This is a genomic window from Bifidobacterium gallicum DSM 20093 = LMG 11596, assembly GCF_000741205.1.
In the GTDB taxonomy this organism is placed as follows: Bacteria; Actinomycetota; Actinomycetes; order Actinomycetales; family Bifidobacteriaceae; genus Bifidobacterium; species Bifidobacterium gallicum.
Map to the genome: position 1 here is coordinate 1 of NZ_JGYW01000004.1, position 16,069 is coordinate 16,069.

Here is a 16,069-nt window from a genome sequence, read left to right on the forward strand (position 1 = left end):
AACGGCGGTGGTAACTATAACCATCCTAAGGTAGCGAAATTCCTTGTCGGGTAAGTTCCGACCTGCACGAATGGCGTAACGACTTCCCCGCTGTCTCGACCAGGAACTCGGCGAAATTGCAGTACGAGTAAAGATGCTCGTTAAGCGCAGAAGGACGAAAAGACCCCGGGACCTTTACTATACCTTGGTATTGGTACCAGGTGCGGATTGTGTAGCATAGGCGGGAGGCTGTGAAGCACGGGCGCCAGCCCGTGTGGAGCCGGCAAGTGAAATACCGCTCTGTCCCCATCTGGTGCCTCACCTCGCATGTCATCCATGCCAGGGACAGTGCCTGGCGGGTAGTTTAACTGGGGCGGTTGCCTCCCAAAGAGTAACGGAGGCGCTCAAAGGTCCGCTCAGCCCGGTTGGCAATCGGGTGTCGAGTGTAATCGCACAAGCGGGCTTGACTGTGAGAACGACGGTTCGAGCAGGGACGAAAGTCGGAGATAGTGATCCGGTGCCGGCGTACGGACGCGGCATCGCTCAACGGATAAAAGGTACCCCGGGGATAACAGGCTGATCATTCCCAAGAGTCCATATCGACGGGATGGTTTGGCACCTCGATGTCGGCTCGTCGCATCCTGGGGCTGGAGCAGGTCCCAAGGGTTCGGCTGTTCGCCGATTAAAGCGGCACGCGAGCTGGGTTCAGAACGTCGTGAGACAGTTTGGTCTCTATCCTCTGCGCTCGTTGGAATCTTGAGGAGACCTGCCCATAGTACGAGAGGACCTGGGTGGACGAACCTCTGGTATGCCAGTTGTCGCGCCAGCGGCATGGCTGGTTGGCCACGTTCGGAAGGGATAACCGCTGAAAGCATCTAAGCGGGAAGCCCGCTCCAAGATAAGGATTCCGTACACATTCACGTGTTGAAGGCCCCATATGAGACCATGTGGTGGATAGACCGGACGTGGAAGCCCCGCGAGGGGTGGAGCTGACCGGCACTAACGGCCGAACGCACACACACCCCCAACCCTTCACGGTTGGGAACACGCAAGAATCCCTGCGCAAGACACCAGGACAATCCCCCGCGCACGCGGGACGACACAAACAATCCCCGAGCACATCACGATACCATCCGCGTCCACCCGCCGGTCCCCAAACCGCCAACACCAATCCCCCCGCACGGGGAAGGGTATAATAGAAGATTTTGCGGCGGCCATGGCCCAGGGGAAACGCCCGGACCCATTCCGAACCCGGAAGCTAAGACCTGGCACGGCGATGGTACTGCGTCCGAGAGGACGCGGGAGAGTAGCACACCGCCGCAACCCACACTTCAAAGGCACCCCCACAGGGTGCCTTTTTTCATACCCGAAACCAACCCCCACACAACCGCCTCCCACCCGACCAGACAGGCCAGGAGGCACACGCTTTGCACCCTGTAACCGTAGCTTTCCTGACCAGCATGGCCAGGAGGGATACGCTTTGCACCAAGGAACCGCATATTTCCTGACCAGGCCGGTCAGCGGGGATGCGCTTTGCACCCTGTAACCGTAGCTTTCCTGACCGGCATGGTCAGCGGGGATACACTTTGCACCCCGGAACCGCGTCTTTACTGACCAGCCTGGTCAGCGGGGACGCGTTTCGCACGCTGAAACCGCATCTTCCCTGACCAGCCTGGCCAGCGGGGATGCACTTTAAGCCTTTGAACTGCATATTTCCTGACCAGCATGGTCAGGAGGGATACGCTTTGAGTCTTGGAAGTGCATCTTTCCTGGCCAGCCTGGCCAGCGGGGACACGCTTTGCACCATGTAACCGCATATTTCCCGACCAGCCTGGTCAGCGGGGATACGCTTTGTGTGCTGAAACTGTAGCTTTGCTGACCCGGCCGGTCAGCGGGGATGCGTTTTGTGCGTTAGAACTGCCATTTTCCTGACCAGCCTGGCCAGGGGAGATGCGCTTTGCACCCCGTAACCGTAGCTTTCCTGACCATGCCGGTCAGGAGGGACGCACCTTGACGCCGGTAACCGCACCTTCCCTGACCCGCCTGGTCAGCGGGGATGCACTTTGAGCACAGAAACCGCACTTTTCCGTACCAGCCTGGTCAGGGGAGACGTGGTTTGGGATTGGACGCAGAGTTGGGTGGTATCGGGCCGGTACGGAAATACTCACGAGCAATACAGAAAAGGCCCACACAGTTTTTGAACCGCACCCGATTGTTGGACCGGTGTAATTCAGATTCAATGATTGGAGGTGCGGTTCATTCGTGCGGGCCTTTTCCCTTCATCAACCTTCATATCAAGTCAAATAACTGTGCAAACTTAGCGCTGTAACGCTTGCAGCTCCTTTTGTGAGGCTATGGCAGCTTTCGTTGAGTATTCCAGCGCTTTGGTCGCGTTATGCGAATTCTCGATAGACAGATCAATCAGTTTGGCCGTCTGGAACAACGCATCGGAGCTCATCGACGCCTCGCAATCCGGCGTGCTCTTGATCGCTTGGGCATCGTTGATCGCATCCTGCAAATCGTTGAGAGTATTGGGATCCGCAACATCAGACGCACCTAAACGGTCCGCTGCTTGTTGGGCCGACTGCAGTGCCGTCTGCAACTCTTGCTCGTGCATCGGCGCTTTGTTGGATTGGGCGACGCACGTGTTGTACGCCGTATCGTAGATATCACGCTTGTAATTCTGGGCAGTTTTCCACGACACCACGCCGAAGCTCGCAGCAACAATAGTCAGGATCACTGCAACAACAGCCACCACCGTTCTCCAGGTGTGCTTTTGACGAGGTGGCAGAAATCCCGCTTCGTCCTCAACTGGATTTTCGTCGCGGGAGTCAGCCAGTTGCTTTTCATCAATCATGATTGAATCCCCTTATTCTTCTCAAAATCTCCTAGCACATTATATCGGGGATTGTCTCATTCTCGCTCATCTCTCAGCTGAGACGCGTAATGGTAAATCGTTTTATTTTGCGTTCTTCTGTTTTACAATGGCACTGTCGGATTCAGCTGTGCGGTTTTGATGCACGTGCGCTGGGATATTCGATATTGATTTCTGTGATTGCGCGGAAACGGTAATACTGCACAGTGGTCGTGCGGTAACTAGATAAGGGAGATGCCGGTGCGCAGGGTGACGCTCAAAGATGTGGCGGCCATGGCGGGTGTGGCTGTGGCAACGGCTTCGCTGGTGCTCAACGGCAGGCAGGCGAGGGTGGCGGATGCGACGCGTGAACGCATTCTGCAAGCGGCTGCCGATTTGAATTACGTGCCAAACCAGAATGCACGCAGCCTTGTGACAAAACGGTCGATGCTGATTGCATTGATTGTGCCCGATATTGAAAACCTGTTCTTTGCATCGCTATGCAAATGCCTGGAAGACCAGTGTGCGGCAAGCGGGTATTCGTTGATCATGGCCAACTCGGATGATTCACGGGCGACAGAACGTGCTCTGATTGACAAGCTGACGTCGCGTGGAGTGGATGGCATCATGATCATCGCGTCGCGTGAGTCATATGAGGATGCTGACGAGTTCCGCAGGCAGGTCGAGAACATCGATTGCCCCGTGATTTTGCTGGACCGTTTGTTTGATGGTGATTGGTGTGACGGCGTAGGTGTGGATAATTTGCGTGGCGGAGCGCTTGCCGCGCAATGTTTGGCCAATGCGGGGCATACACGTATCGCATGTGTGACGGGTGGCTCCGACTCACGCAACGCGGACGCCCGCGTATGGGGATTCTTGGGCGCTTTGGAAGCGTTGGGCCAGCCTGTGGCTCCCGAATATATTGTGGATGGCGGCTATCGGTTTGAAGGCGGCCAGCGTGCGGCTCAACAGTTGCTGCGCACTGATGCGACCGCCGTGTTCTGCTGCAACGACATTATGGCGTCTGGCTTTATCCAGCAGTGTGTGCGCGACGGTGTGCGCGTGCCTGAGGACGTTTCCGTGATGGGGTATGACGATGTGCTGCAGCGCTATGGCATGCGTCATGATTTGACGACGGTGATGCAGGATGTGGAAGAACTGGCCAAACAGGGTTGGATGAGACTGCATAAGCAAATCAATGCCATTGACCGTCGCATTGCGCATGAGCGTGCAGGCAAGACTGAAACGCGAAGCGCTGCCGCGAGGGATGCGCAGCATGGGCTTGCGGACTCGACCTCGGGCGCAGGGAAGTCTTCGCAAACTGAGGCATCGCAGACGGCTCTGGGAGGTAGGCAAGCTGCCGAGCCCGCGGTGGGGACTAACCATATGCATGCTTTGGGTGCCGGCAAGTCTTGGCTCACACATGCGCGCACGTTGTTGCTTGAACCCACATTGGCCATGCGTGAGACTGTGGCACCACCACGGTCGTGATTGCTGATTCAGCTCACAGAAGGCGTTGTCGGCGGCATATGGACAAACTGTTGCATGACGTTGTCGGTATTGGCTTCAGAGCTATGAAGGGGTGCCCCCGAAACGCTTGGGCCACTGTGGTCGCTTTGACAACTCAGTGATACGGGTTTACAATTTTGTTTGATAAAACGTTTTATCAAACAGTTTATCGATTGCATCAACAGCGATGAGAAGTACAGATGGTGACCGTCAACGATGACCGTACGGCCCTGCAATGGAGAAAGGCATCACCATGACCACAAAGAAAATGATTCTTGATTTGGATACGGGCGTTGACGATACGCTGGCCATCGCGTTGGCGTTGGGCAGCCCCGAGGTGGAGCTCATTGGCATTACGGGCACCTATGGCAATGTGCTGCTGGAACAGGGCGTGCGCAATGCGTTGGCATTGACCGAAATGTTTGGCCACCCGGAAGTCAAGGTGTATGCAGGCTTGCCGCATGCGCTCAAGCGTGACGGCTTTGAAGTGGAAGAGATTTCCGCGTTCACCCATGGCAAGAACGGCATTGGTGAAATCGAAGTGCCTGAACCGACGCGTCAGGTCGAAGAGCAGAACGCCGTGGACTTCATCATTGAAGCTGCCGAGAAGTATGGCAAGGATCTGATTCTCGTGCCGACCGGCCCGCAAACGAACATTGCGGCCGCTATCGAGAAGAAGCCGGAGATTGTCGACATGATTGGTGCCGAAGTGCTGATGGGCGGCGCGCTGACGCAGCCGGGCAATGTGAGCCCATGCTCGGAAGCGAACATCCATCAGGATCCGGCCGCCGCTGATTATGTGTTCCGTTCGGGCATGCCGGCCACGATGGTGGGTCTTGATGTGACGCTGCAGACACTGTTGACCTACAAGGACACGCAGAAGTGGCGCGATACGGGCACGTTCGCCGGCCAGAAGCTCGCTGACATCACGGATTATTACATCAAGGCGTACGAGACGACGGCTCCGCATTTGGGAGGCTGCGGCCTGCATGATCCGCTTGCTGTGGGTGTGGCCATTGATCCCACGCTTGTGGATCTGCTCGACATCAACATGATGGTCGATGTGGACGGCCCGACGTATGGCCGTACGATTGGCGATCCCGATCGGTTGAACGATCCGCATAAGACGATGAAAGTGGCTGTGGGCGTGGATGTGCAGCGCTTCCTCGACATGTTCATGGAGCGCATCACCAAGCTTGTTGCCCAAGCCAAGTGAACTGATTGGAAACCGCAATACCCCTGTGCCGGCGCTGTGACCGGAGTGATGAAAGGAATCGCCATGACATTCGATAACCCGTTGTGTGCGCTCGACAAAATCCATGGGAAAGTCGCCGTTGTCGGATCGATGAACGCCGACTACACGGTGACGACCGAGCGTCTGCCAAAACCTGGTGAGACCGTAAACGGCGGTCCGCTGCAAGTGCTGCCTGGCGGAAAGTCGGGCAACCAGGCGGCAGCCGCTGCGCGCATCGGTGCCCAAGTGCATATGTTTGGCGCGGTCGGGTCCGATTCCAATGCCACGTTCCTGTTGGGCAAGCTCAATGATGCGGGCGTCAACACGACGCATGTGCGCCGTGTGCTTGGCCCTAGCGGCACCACAGTCATTACTGTGGACGCGGCTGGAGAGAACGCGATTGTGTATTCTCCGGGATCGAATGCGCGTGTGAGCCCCGAATATGTGGAATCCGAACGTACGGCGCTGACGAATTCCAGCGTATTGGGCCTGTGCTTGGAAAGCCCGATTGAAACGGTTACGGCCGCGGCGCAAATGTGCCATGAAGCCGGTGTGAAGGTGTTGCTGAACAATTCGCCATTCCGCCCTACGTTGCCGGAAGAGCTGGTCGCAGCTTCTGATGTGCTGCTCGTCAACGAGCATGAGATGGCGCAGCTGCTCAACATCGAAGAGCCTGAAGACGGTGACTGGGACACGTTCGACTGGAACTTCGCGCTTGACCGTATGCGTGATTTCGGCTTTGACCAAGCCATTGTCACACTTGGAGGCGATGGGTCTGTAGTGTTGGATTCCACGGCTGAGGAGCCTATCCAGCGCATTCACCCTGTGCGCGTCAAAGCCGTGGATACCACAGGTTGCGGCGACTCGTTCATGGGTACTGTGCTGGCGGGTTTGGCGTCTGACTTGACGTTGAGCGAATCGGCGCAGCTTGCTTCATACGTCAGCGCTTACGCGGCCATGAGCTATGGTGCGCAGGCCTCGTATGGCAATGCGTCGCAGATTCGCGAGGCCTTCTCTACCAAGTAAGCAACTTCTTCGAGGCCACGCCTCGATGTGTTTGAATCAACGCCGCAATGGCTGGTGGTGCGCCATGATGCATTGCCAACCATTGCGGTTTTTGCTTGCAATGGCATCTCACGCATGCGGCCCAATATGAAACGCGCCGGATCGGCCAACGGAGCGGCGGATCCGGCGCGAACAACAGAAATAAATGTAAAAATCAGGCGTAAATATTGCGTGGCTTCATGTCTTCAGGCAGCCCGTTGAGCAAGTTTGAGACGGAACTGGCCTCGAATACCGAGCGGATGCCGGCGGCGAGCAGCGGGGCGATCGAGAGCACGGTCATGTTTGGCAGACGCTTCTCTTCCGGAATCGGAACCGTGTCGGTGAGCACGATTTCCTTGACATCGCAGCTCTGCAGACGCTCGACGGCCGGACCGGACAGCAAGCCGTGCGTGGCGACGAGCGTGACGGATTTGGCGCCAGCGTTGTTGAGCGTGCGCACGGCTTCGCAGATTGTGCCTGCAGTGTCGATCATGTCGTCGATGACGATGCAGTCGCGGCCCTCAACCTCGCCGATGATGCCGTGGGCTTCGGCGTGGTTCGGGCGCGTAGTGTCGCGTGACTTGTGAATAAAAGCGAGCGGCAGTCCACCTAATTTAGCGGCCCACTGTTCGGAAACTTTGATGCGGCCCGCGTCGGGGGAGACGATTGTCGTGTTGTCAAGCGGGGCCTGGTTGCGCACGTAATCAATCAGAATCGGCATGGCGGTCAGATGGTCGACGGGGCCGTTGAAGAAGCCTTGCTCCTGAGCGGCGTGCAGGTCGACAGTGATCACGCGGTCGGCGCCGGCCGTGCGGAACAGGTTAAACATCAGACGGGCCGTGATGGGCTCGCGTCCCTGATGTTTCTTGTCTTGGCGGGAGTAGCCGAGGAACGGCGCGACTACGGTGATCGAGCGGGCCGAGGCGCGTTTGGCGGCGTCAATCATGATGAGCTGTTCCATGATCCACTTGTTGATGTCTTGCGCGTGGGCCTGCATGATGAAAATGTCGGAGCCGCGGATCGGCTCGGTGAAGCGCACGTACATCTCACCGTTGGCGAAGTCGTAGGCGGTGGTTTCCAGCACCTCGGTGCCTAGAAAATGTGCGGTCTCCTCGGCCTGTTCCGGATAGGCGCGGCCGGTGACGAGGGCCAGTCGCTTATCGGGATGTCCTTCGAGGATTGCAGACATGATACGCCTCTCCTTAAGTGGTTGGGATTGATACAGAGGTGACTTGCGCCTTTGGCCAATATAGCAATGCGTCTGTATGTTTCGGGCCGGATTTCTCGCGGGTGAGACGGGGGTGAGACGGGGGTGAGATGTGGATGAGATGGTGGTTGAGACGGGGATGGGATGTGGGTCTGGACGAGGACGAGACAGCGAGGCGACACGCCCGGAAGGTGAACGACATGCCGTGTTGACGAGTTGAACGGGGCATGAGCGTGATGGTTGACTGAACAGTGGGCGACGGGAGTTCGTGCGGGGAACTGGTGCCGGTGACGTTCCGGTGACGTTCGGGTGATGTGAGTGACCTGCGCGTGGGTTGGAATCGGTCGGCTTTGGGGCGGCGTGAAGCGGCTTGGTAGAGTCCGGACGATGGGTTAGTCTAGTGAAGTTGCCGTGCGTGCGTACTTGTACGTTTCGTACGGTGTCTTTGCAAACACACTCCTGTCGCGGAAGGACCGCGGCCATTAAGTCCGAAGGAGGTGGGTGATGTCTGCACACAACTATGAACTCATGTTCATCGCTGATCCGCAACTGGATGAGAACGGCCTGAAGAAGCTGACGAACCAGTACATGGAAATTGTCACCAAGGAAGGCGGTTCCGTCGAGAACATCGATATTTGGGGACGCCGCAAGCTCGCTTACGAGATCGACGGCAAGACCGAAGGCAACTACGTCGTGGTGCTGTACACGGCTGAGCCGGCTGTCAGCGATGAGCTCGATCGTCTGCTGAACCTCAACGAATCCGTCGTCCGTACGAAGATTCTTCGCAAGTAGTCGTTAGGCTATCTGCCCTTTATAAGTCAACAGGTCATAGGTCAACACACATTCGATGCGAATGGGTGCATCACAGCCACGAAGGCCATGAAAGCCTTGGGTGCTATGGAGCCATGCATGGCGGCAAATGGCGGCAATGACGGCAATGCCGATTGGTGAGCTGTCTGCCACTGTGCCACCTGGTCATCCCACCACCCGTGAGCGTTCGTCGATGTACACCAACGCCAAACGCCAACCGCGCCGAAAGAAAGAAGGAATGCCATGGCAGGTGAAACAGTTATCACCATTGTGGGCAATCTCACCGGTGACCCCGAGCTGCGTACGTTGAACAGTGGCGCAGTGGTAGCGAGCTTCACTATTGCTTCCACGCCGCGCACGTACAACCGCAACTCCGGTCAGTTTGAAGACGGCAACGCGTTGTTCATGCGTTGTTCGGCTTGGCGTGACCTTGGCGAGCACTGCGCGAAGTCGTTGAGCAAGGGTACGCGTGTCATTGCCCAAGGCCGTTTGCAGCAGCGCAGCTATCAGGCCCAGGATGGTTCCCAGCGTACCGTGGTGGAGCTGCAGGTGGACGAAATCGGTCCATCGCTGCGCTATGCCACAGCCCAGGTGCAGCGCCAGTCGTCCTCTGGCGGATTCAATGCCAACAATGGTGGCGGATTCAACCAGAACAATGGCGGCAATGGCGGCTATCAGGGTGGTGCCAACTATCAAGGCGGCGCCGGATACCAAGGTGGCGGTTCCAACTTTGGAGCCCAGCCCCAGCAGCTCGCAACCGATCCGTGGAGTTCGCCGGCTCCGGCCGATGATCCCTACACGAGCTTCGGTGCAAGCGAGTTCGGTGGCGCATCGCAGGAACCTGAGTTCTGATTGCACGCTTGGGAAACGTCGTCGCGCGTTCGCGATGGATGATCACCCAGTGACCGCAAACATCGCATGAAACAGCATGTAGCTGCATGTAATGCCTGTATTTGTTGACTGAATATCGATAATTTCAACTCGTTCAAGGAGAACATAAGATGTCACGCAAGAGGCCGCAACCACCGGTCAAGCCGTTCAAGAAGAAGCCGAATCCGCTCAAGGCCGCCAAGGTCACCGAGATTGATTACAAGGACGTTGCACTGCTGCGCAAGTTCATCTCGGACCGCGGCAAGATCCGTTCCCGTCGTATTACCGGCGTGACTGTGCAGGAACAGCGCAAGATCGCCACGGCCATCAAGAATGCCCGTGAAATGGCGCTGCTTCCGTACGCCACCAACGGTCGCTGAGTTGAGGAGTGAACAATGGCTGAAACCAAGCTTATTCTTACCAAGTCCGTCCCGAACCTCGGCAACGAGGGCGACATTGTAACCGTCAAGGCTGGTTACGCTCGCAACTACCTGATTCCTCAGGGCATGGCATTTGAGTGGACGAAGAAGGCCGCCGCTCAGGCCGAGGCCATGAAGAAGGCCCGCCTGGCTCGCGCTGTGGCGTCCCGTGAGGATGCCGTGGCTGCCAAGGGTCAGATCGAAGGCGCCGTCGTGGAGATTCCGGCCAAGGTTTCCGAGTCCGGCAAGCTGTTCGGCGGCATCTCGACCGACAAGATCGCTGCTGCTCTGGCTTCCAAGGCCGCTGTGGATCCGAAGGCCATCACTGTGGCCCCGATCAAGACCACGGGCGAATTCCCGGCAACCGTCGCTCTGCACCCGGAGATCTCCGCAACGTTCACCGTCAAGGTCGTCGCCGAGTAAGCACGGTTTGTCCGTCTTTCATTAAGGCATTGATTGCCTGGGCTTAAGCAATAAGGGAGGGTTGCGTACCTGCATGGTGCGCAACCCTCCCTTGTTTTTTCTATTATTATTTCTGTTATTGCCCGCTAGGCATTGCACCATCAAACCCTATCCGAAACTATGAAGGCGTCCTACGCTGCATCGCTATGGATGGTGCCGAGGGTGGATTTTAATAATAATCGTCATCCTCATCTACCGTGACGTCCACGCTGTCACCATTGATTGCGAACGATCCGGACATGTAGCCAATGGATGTGGAGCTCTGTTCCGGCGTCCAGCCTGACGAGCTTTTGCTCTCATACGTGTATTTCATGCGGCCGTTGTTGACGGCAAATGATCCCTCTTCCATCGAGATATTGCTCTCGGTCACAGTCGGGTAGTCGCTGACCGTCCATGAGAAATTGCGGTATTTGTCGTATGACGACATGTAGGTGCCGAACGGGCAGCCTGCTGGCTCATTGTCTTTGGATTTTGCGCATGTGTCAATCGTTGCATTCACTTCGTTTTGGATTGCTTCCACTAAGTCATCGGTAGGTGAGATTGCAATGCGGCCTGTGACAGTGTTCTGAGACGAATCCGGGTTACTGCCTGTGATGCTGGCCACGATGCTCGCATTTTTGGAGTCCAGATACTTTGACTTGCCTGCGCTGGCCGTGTATTTGCCGGGGTAAACGGCAAATGTTCTGGCTGAATAATCGCTATCTGCCGGGTCAAGGCTGTTCTTGTCGCTGACCTTGACGCCATTGATCGTGATGCTGTCCAATGAATTCGGATACGACACTTGGATTTTTGCAATCAATGGTTCGGCAACCACCCAGTTCATGAACAGCAAGGCTTTGCGGCCCTGTTTGCTCATTTTCAGTTCGGTTTCCCACTGTTTGCCACCAAGCGTGTAGGTGACGGTCAACACTTTGGCGGCGCCGTTGTTCTGCGACTTGGTGATTTGCACATTGCTGATATGGCTGTTGGCATCGCCCGCTGCCGCATTCGTCAGCAACACGGATTGCTCGGCATCCAACTGCGGGTTGGCCAATGTGTTGGCCTTGGCGTAGTCGCCACTAGCAATAGCCGTCAAATATTCGTTTGCCACCGCCTTCTCGCTAAACACCGTGGCGTTGACGATGCCTAGCACAATGCCGCAGATGATCAGAAAACCGGCTGCAATGGCACCAAGCAGCAGATTGCGCTTTGTGGTTGCAGACATTGGTCTGGTGGCGACTGTCAGCGTGCTGGACCCGTAAGGCGCTGATGGGGCAGTGCTGGCGGTGTATGGCGTATTTGGTCTTGGAGCCGGATCGGCCATGGGACTGATGGGACTCGGCTCAGGAGCGGCGTCCACGGGCGGCATTGCAGCTCCGGTAAGAGGGGGAGCCATGGGGTTAGGGGCTGGCGCAGAGATTGGTGCGGGTGCTGTGCCTGGTGCTGTGCCTGGTGCTGCTGGCGTTGGGAATGGATGTGTTGGTTGACCAGTAGTTGCAGTGGTGGGAGCCGGTACTGCGGATGCCGGGTCTTGGGTCGCATTGGCAACGGCAGTGCCGCACTGTCTACAAAATCGTGCCGAATCCGGAATCGGCGCTCCACAATGCGAACAAATCATGATTGCCCCCTTCTGCCTTTTCTCTCCTCATATTCATTGCTGCTGTTGTAGCGGCGAGGAATAGTAACATGATATCCATCTATTTTTGCTATGACTACTTTCAACATTGTTGGTTGCACAATATGGATATTGGATAGAATGTCAACAGTACGGGGGTATTGCCGTTCGAGTGTGATTGTGAATGGCATGCGTTTGAGAAGTTGTGAGAAAGGGAGCGGATCATGGGTAATTGCACACATTGTGGTGCTCAGTTATCACCGGGAGCGGCATTTTGTGCAAGCTGTGGCACGGCTGTGTCAGTGGCGATGTGCCCGCAATGCGGCAACCCAGTAGATGCGTCGATGCATTTTTGTGCCAGCTGTGGAGCGTCATTGCAGCCTGTTGTGGATTCAGATGCCACGCATCTAGCGCGGGGCGGTGATTCGGCTGCGGATACCTCTGGAGCGGCTTGGGGTGCTCCGCCACCAGACGCGGGAGCTGTGCCTGCTCCCTCTCTGGCCCCGACTCCTTATCCGGGAATAGCACCTGGCGTGGCGCCGCCTTCGCCAAGCGTGACGCCGCCGTCACCAAGCATGGCACCTGCGCCTTCGGATTATGCGGCGCCTGCTCCTGCAGCACCCGCTGCGGATCCTGGTTTTGCTGAAACTGTGTTGCCGGTGGAAGGCATAGACTTTGCTCAAACCGTGCTTCCTGAAGACATGGCATCGATGTATGCGATGCCGCAGGGCGCGGTAGGGTATGGCCAAGCGTCGATGTTCCCCAATGCAGCGCTTGATGCGTCCAAGGATTCCTCGCAGCCGGTTCCTGCGACACCGGTTGCTTCACACATGGTTGCAACCACGGGAACTGGGACTGGAACGGGATCTGCAGCAACACCGCCACCCACTACGCCACTACCTTCCACACCGCCCTCACTATTGGGGTCAGGGAATAATAACGGTTCGAACAATAATCCAAAACGACCACCCATCATTTGGATTGTTGTGGCGGCAGTTGCGGTAATTCTTATTGTGATTGGCGTGGTTTTTGGCGTTTCGCGCGCGAACAGCAATGCCAGTCACACAGTGGAGACAAGCACAGCCGCGTCACCAGGCAAGTCACACAACAATGGTGCGGATGATGCAGGCAAAGATGAATCCGATGAAGAAGCCAAGTCATGTACAGCTCTGCCTGATGCCATATTGGATACAGTCAAACTGAGTGGCGAATCTATGGTGGCCAAGCTCGAGCTCGCCGCTCCATCCTGCAAGGATGCGCGCTATGAAGAGTCGGATGTGCGCGTGACGTTAAAAGATGACGATGGTGATGTGATTGCGGCCGCAGTCTATGACTTTGCCGATAAGCCGATCACGTTCGCATCCGGTGAGGCCACGGTGTCGCTTGCGTTCGATATCAACCAGTATTGGCGTCCTGTGGGTCAGATTGACGACGATGATGTGTCGGTGGTGTGGCAATCGGATGCGGAGCGTGACGGCAACGCTGCCGCCGATGTGGACGGCGCGTTGGGCGGGGCGAACATCAGCAACGACGATTGCGAGAAATATGCACAGGCCGCGTTGAGCACGCAGCTGACTCATGACAAGTCGGATGCGTCCGATTTTTATTACACATACACGGATCAGCTTTCAAGCAAGCGATTCGGCATGGAGATTGAAGGTAAGTCGTGGACGTACACCGATATTTACCGCCATTTCCTCAAGATGCAAATCAAGCATCCCAAGGCGTTGCTGATTTGGGCCGCCGACTATTACAACTATACGAAGCACAACCATGATGCCGACTATTACGTGATTCTGTGTGGCGAGAGTTTCTCTGATATAAAGGCCGCTGAAGCATGGTGTACGCGCAATGGGTATGGTTCTGCTGATTGCATTCCTGTGGATCTGCAATGACGGGCCATGCATAGGATGCGTAGATAGTGGGTGCTGGATATCGTTGGAAGGGCAACGATATTCGGTACTCCAACACGAGGTCATAGGAGCGAATGTAAGACCCACGTCGAGCGCGACACGCCGAAGTTGCGGATATTGTGTGTGGGTGTATATTTATCTCTTGGTTCGGCCAACGCCCCTTTAGCTCAGTTGGTTAGAGCAGCTGACTCTTAATCAGCGTGTCCAGGGTTCGAATCCCTGAGGGGGCACCACCAAGAAGCCTCAGTCGAGTTTCGACTGAGGCTTCTCTCGTATCCGCCCAATGCGCTGTGGCTGTAACGAGGCTACGGGGATGCGCCTCGACTATGGATTCGGGCATTATTTGTATCTTTGCTGACCAGGTTGGTAAACGGAGATGCCGTTTTGCGTCCTGTTTTGTAGTTTTGCTGACCAGCGTGGTCAGGGGAGATGCGGTTTTTCGCCCCGATATGGAGTTTTGCTGACCAGCGTGGTCAGGAAAGATACCTTTTTACGCCCCGATATGGAGTTTTGCTGACCAGCGTGGTCAGGAAAGGTGCGGTTTGCTCCTCAATTGGTAGTTTTCCTTACCATGCTGGTCAGGAGAGATGCCGTTTTGTGACCCGATATGTAGTTTTCCTGACCGTCCGGGTCAGGGGAGATGCGGTTTCTTGCCCCGATATGGAGTTTTGCTGACCATGCTGGTCAGGGGAGGTGCGGTTTGCTCCTCAATTTGGAGTTTTTCCTGGCCGGCGTGGTCAGGAAAGATGCATTTTCGCCCGTATGGTCCGCGGACATTGGCGAAGGCGCGTCAGGGGCTTATGGCATGCAGACGCATCGCGAGCGCCACGATGTTGATCACCTCGTATGATTCGGCGGCGAGCAGCATCGCGCCAAGGCTTTCATGTGTGTCGGCGTTGAACAGCACACGCACGCCCTGCGCAGTCAAATCATCCAGGACTGCCTGTGCAATGTCGTCGTCTTCACGCTCGAGCAGCCGTGAAGAATGCTGCAGCACGGTGACCTGGCTGCCGAAATCGGCGAACATCGACGCGAACTCGAGCCCGATATAACCGCCGCCAATGATCACGAGACGCTGGGGCAGCTCCTCAAGTTCCATGATGCGCGTGCTCGTGTAGACACCCGGCGTTTCTGTAAGGCCGGCAATGGGCGGCAGCATAGCCTGCGCTCCCGTATTGATGAAGATTCGATCGCCTGTCAGCGTGAGTGTTTCGCGCTCGCCGTGACCCTCGCGCTCGCCCGTAACCTCGGCCGAAAGAACTCCGTCCGCCATCCCGCCCCCGCGCTACCATCGTAGTGGCGCAGCTCGCGCCACCTCCGTCCCCATGCTTAAAGCCGGTTGCGTATGTGCATAAGCCGGACGGTGCGTAGATTTTTCGAGAGACTGAAGGATTATCCAGTGGAGTACACACTGTTTACCAAACTTGCCGCTGAGTTTGTGGGCACGGCCGTGCTCATGATTTTCGGCAATGGCGCTGTTGCCAATGTGGAACTGAAGAACACGAAAGGCCATAATGCAGGCTGGTTGAACATCGCCATGGGCTACGGCTTCGGTGTCATGTTCCCCGTGCTGATGTTCGGTGGCATCTCGGGTGCCCAGATCAACCCGGCCATGACGTTGGCCCAGGCTGTCAACGGCATGTTCCCATGGAGCTTGGTAGCCCCCTACATCATCGCCCAGCTGCTCGGCGCCGCTGTTGGCCAGCTCATTGTGTACGCCGTCTACTACCCGCATTACAAGGAAACCGAGAACCCCGAGGCCATTCTCGGCACGTTCTGCACGACCGACGCTTACGGCAGCCGCCTCAACTATTTCGTCAACGAGTTCGTCGGCACGATGCTGCTCGTGCTCGGCGCGCTGTGCTGCCTGGAACTGCAGTGGGGCAGCCAGGATTACGCAGCCGCCTCAATCGTCGTCGGCTTCATTGTGTGGGGTCTCGTCACCTCGCTCGGCGGCCCGACTGGCCCTGGCCTGAACCCGGCCCGCGATTTGATGCCGCGTGTGCTGCACTCGATCCTGCCGATTCCGCACAAGGGTTCGTCGCGCTGGGACGAAGCGTGGATTCCCGTTGTCGCCCCGATTTTCGGCGGCATGCTCGGCTGCTGGCTGTTCAACGTGCTGTTCGCCATCTGATTGCTGGCGTTGATCAGCGCCAGTTCGCTGGGCCGCACCT

Annotated in this window: 12 protein-coding genes, 1 tRNA gene, 2 rRNA genes and 2 pseudogenes; 13 read left to right on the forward strand and 4 right to left on the reverse strand. The window is 56.7% G+C overall.

Features of this window, described 5'->3' with window-relative positions; genetic code table 11:
* Both BGLCM_RS02895 and rrf read left to right on the forward strand, forming a co-directional pair.
* Positions 1-1,002: ribosomal RNA gene (locus BGLCM_RS02895) — 23S ribosomal RNA — on the forward strand; the annotation flags it as partial.
* Positions 1,003-1,185: 183 nt separating this feature from the next.
* Positions 1,186-1,302, forward strand: a 5S ribosomal RNA gene (gene rrf / locus BGLCM_RS02900).
* Positions 1,303-2,296: 994 nt separating this feature from the next.
* On the opposite strand, the gene BGLCM_RS02905 is transcribed toward rrf, so the two are convergent.
* Positions 2,297-2,836 carry a hypothetical protein gene (locus tag BGLCM_RS02905; RefSeq protein WP_006295699.1) on the reverse strand — a complete coding sequence of 180 codons (540 nt, stop codon included), beginning with the start codon at positions 2,834-2,836 and terminating at the stop codon, positions 2,297-2,299.
* Between the two features lie 252 nt (positions 2,837-3,088).
* Here BGLCM_RS02905 and BGLCM_RS02910 point away from each other — a divergent pair, with 252 nt between their 5' ends.
* The 3 genes from BGLCM_RS02910 (at position 3,089) to BGLCM_RS02920 (ending at position 6,602) form a co-directional block, all read left to right on the forward strand.
* Entirely contained in the window at positions 3,089-4,324 is a 1,236-nt protein-coding gene (locus tag BGLCM_RS02910) for a LacI family DNA-binding transcriptional regulator (protein ID WP_006295701.1), read from the forward strand.
* A gap of 253 nt (positions 4,325-4,577) precedes the next feature.
* The gene (locus BGLCM_RS02915) at positions 4,578-5,558 is read left to right on the forward strand and encodes a nucleoside hydrolase (protein ID WP_006295702.1); all 981 of its coding nucleotides are present in this window, start codon (positions 4,578-4,580) and stop codon (positions 5,556-5,558) included.
* Positions 5,559-5,621: 63 nt separating this feature from the next.
* Positions 5,622-6,602 (forward strand): ribokinase, encoded by a 981-nt coding sequence (locus tag BGLCM_RS02920; RefSeq protein ID WP_044084711.1) that lies wholly within the window; start codon positions 5,622-5,624, stop codon positions 6,600-6,602.
* Positions 6,603-6,795: 193 nt separating this feature from the next.
* On the opposite strand, the gene BGLCM_RS02925 is transcribed toward BGLCM_RS02920, so the two are convergent.
* Complete coding sequence (locus BGLCM_RS02925) at positions 6,796-7,809, reverse strand: ribose-phosphate diphosphokinase (RefSeq protein WP_006295705.1); 1,014 nt, start codon at positions 7,807-7,809, stop codon at positions 6,796-6,798.
* A gap of 522 nt (positions 7,810-8,331) precedes the next feature.
* Here BGLCM_RS02925 and rpsF point away from each other — a divergent pair.
* The 4 genes from rpsF to rplI all read left to right on the forward strand — a co-directional run bounded on the left by rpsF (position 8,332) and on the right by rplI (position 10,349).
* A complete protein-coding gene (rpsF, locus tag BGLCM_RS02930; protein ID WP_006295706.1) occupies positions 8,332-8,619 on the forward strand; it encodes a 30S ribosomal protein S6 in 288 nt (95 codons plus the stop codon).
* A gap of 261 nt (positions 8,620-8,880) precedes the next feature.
* Positions 8,881-9,489, forward strand: coding sequence for a single-stranded DNA-binding protein (locus tag BGLCM_RS02935; RefSeq protein ID WP_006295708.1), 609 nt, complete (start codon positions 8,881-8,883; stop codon positions 9,487-9,489).
* A gap of 149 nt (positions 9,490-9,638) precedes the next feature.
* Entirely contained in the window at positions 9,639-9,887 is a 249-nt protein-coding gene (gene rpsR, locus BGLCM_RS02940; protein WP_006295709.1) for a 30S ribosomal protein S18, read from the forward strand.
* Between the two features lie 15 nt (positions 9,888-9,902).
* Positions 9,903-10,349, forward strand: coding sequence for a 50S ribosomal protein L9 (gene rplI / locus BGLCM_RS02945; protein WP_006295711.1), 447 nt, complete (start codon positions 9,903-9,905; stop codon positions 10,347-10,349).
* 208 nt (positions 10,350-10,557) lie between these two features.
* Here rplI and BGLCM_RS02950 read toward each other — a convergent pair whose 3' ends face one another.
* Positions 10,558-11,958: a hypothetical protein gene (locus BGLCM_RS02950; protein ID WP_420796148.1), complete on the reverse strand. Its 1,401-nt coding sequence runs from the start codon at positions 11,956-11,958 to the stop codon at positions 10,558-10,560.
* Positions 11,959-12,206: 248 nt separating this feature from the next.
* Between BGLCM_RS02950 and BGLCM_RS08750 the strand changes: the two are divergent.
* The 3 genes and pseudogenes from BGLCM_RS08750 to BGLCM_RS02965 all read left to right on the forward strand — a co-directional run.
* Positions 12,207-12,353, forward strand: a pseudogene (locus tag BGLCM_RS08750) (zinc-ribbon domain-containing protein); the annotation flags it as partial.
* Between the two features lie 204 nt (positions 12,354-12,557).
* Entirely contained in the window at positions 12,558-13,877 is a 1,320-nt protein-coding gene (locus tag BGLCM_RS08240) for a hypothetical protein (RefSeq protein ID WP_238548635.1), read from the forward strand.
* 174 nt (positions 13,878-14,051) lie between these two features.
* Positions 14,052-14,128, forward strand: a tRNA-Lys gene (locus tag BGLCM_RS02965).
* Positions 14,129-14,781: 653 nt separating this feature from the next.
* Here the strand turns inward: BGLCM_RS02965 and BGLCM_RS07995 are convergent.
* Positions 14,782-15,102 (reverse strand): annotated as a pseudogene (locus tag BGLCM_RS07995) (FAD-dependent oxidoreductase); the annotation flags it as partial.
* Positions 15,103-15,294: 192 nt separating this feature from the next.
* Here BGLCM_RS07995 and BGLCM_RS02970 point away from each other — a divergent pair.
* Positions 15,295-16,029, forward strand: coding sequence for an MIP/aquaporin family protein (locus tag BGLCM_RS02970; RefSeq protein WP_044084716.1), 735 nt, complete (start codon positions 15,295-15,297; stop codon positions 16,027-16,029).
* The last annotated feature ends 40 nt before the right edge of the window (positions 16,030-16,069 follow it).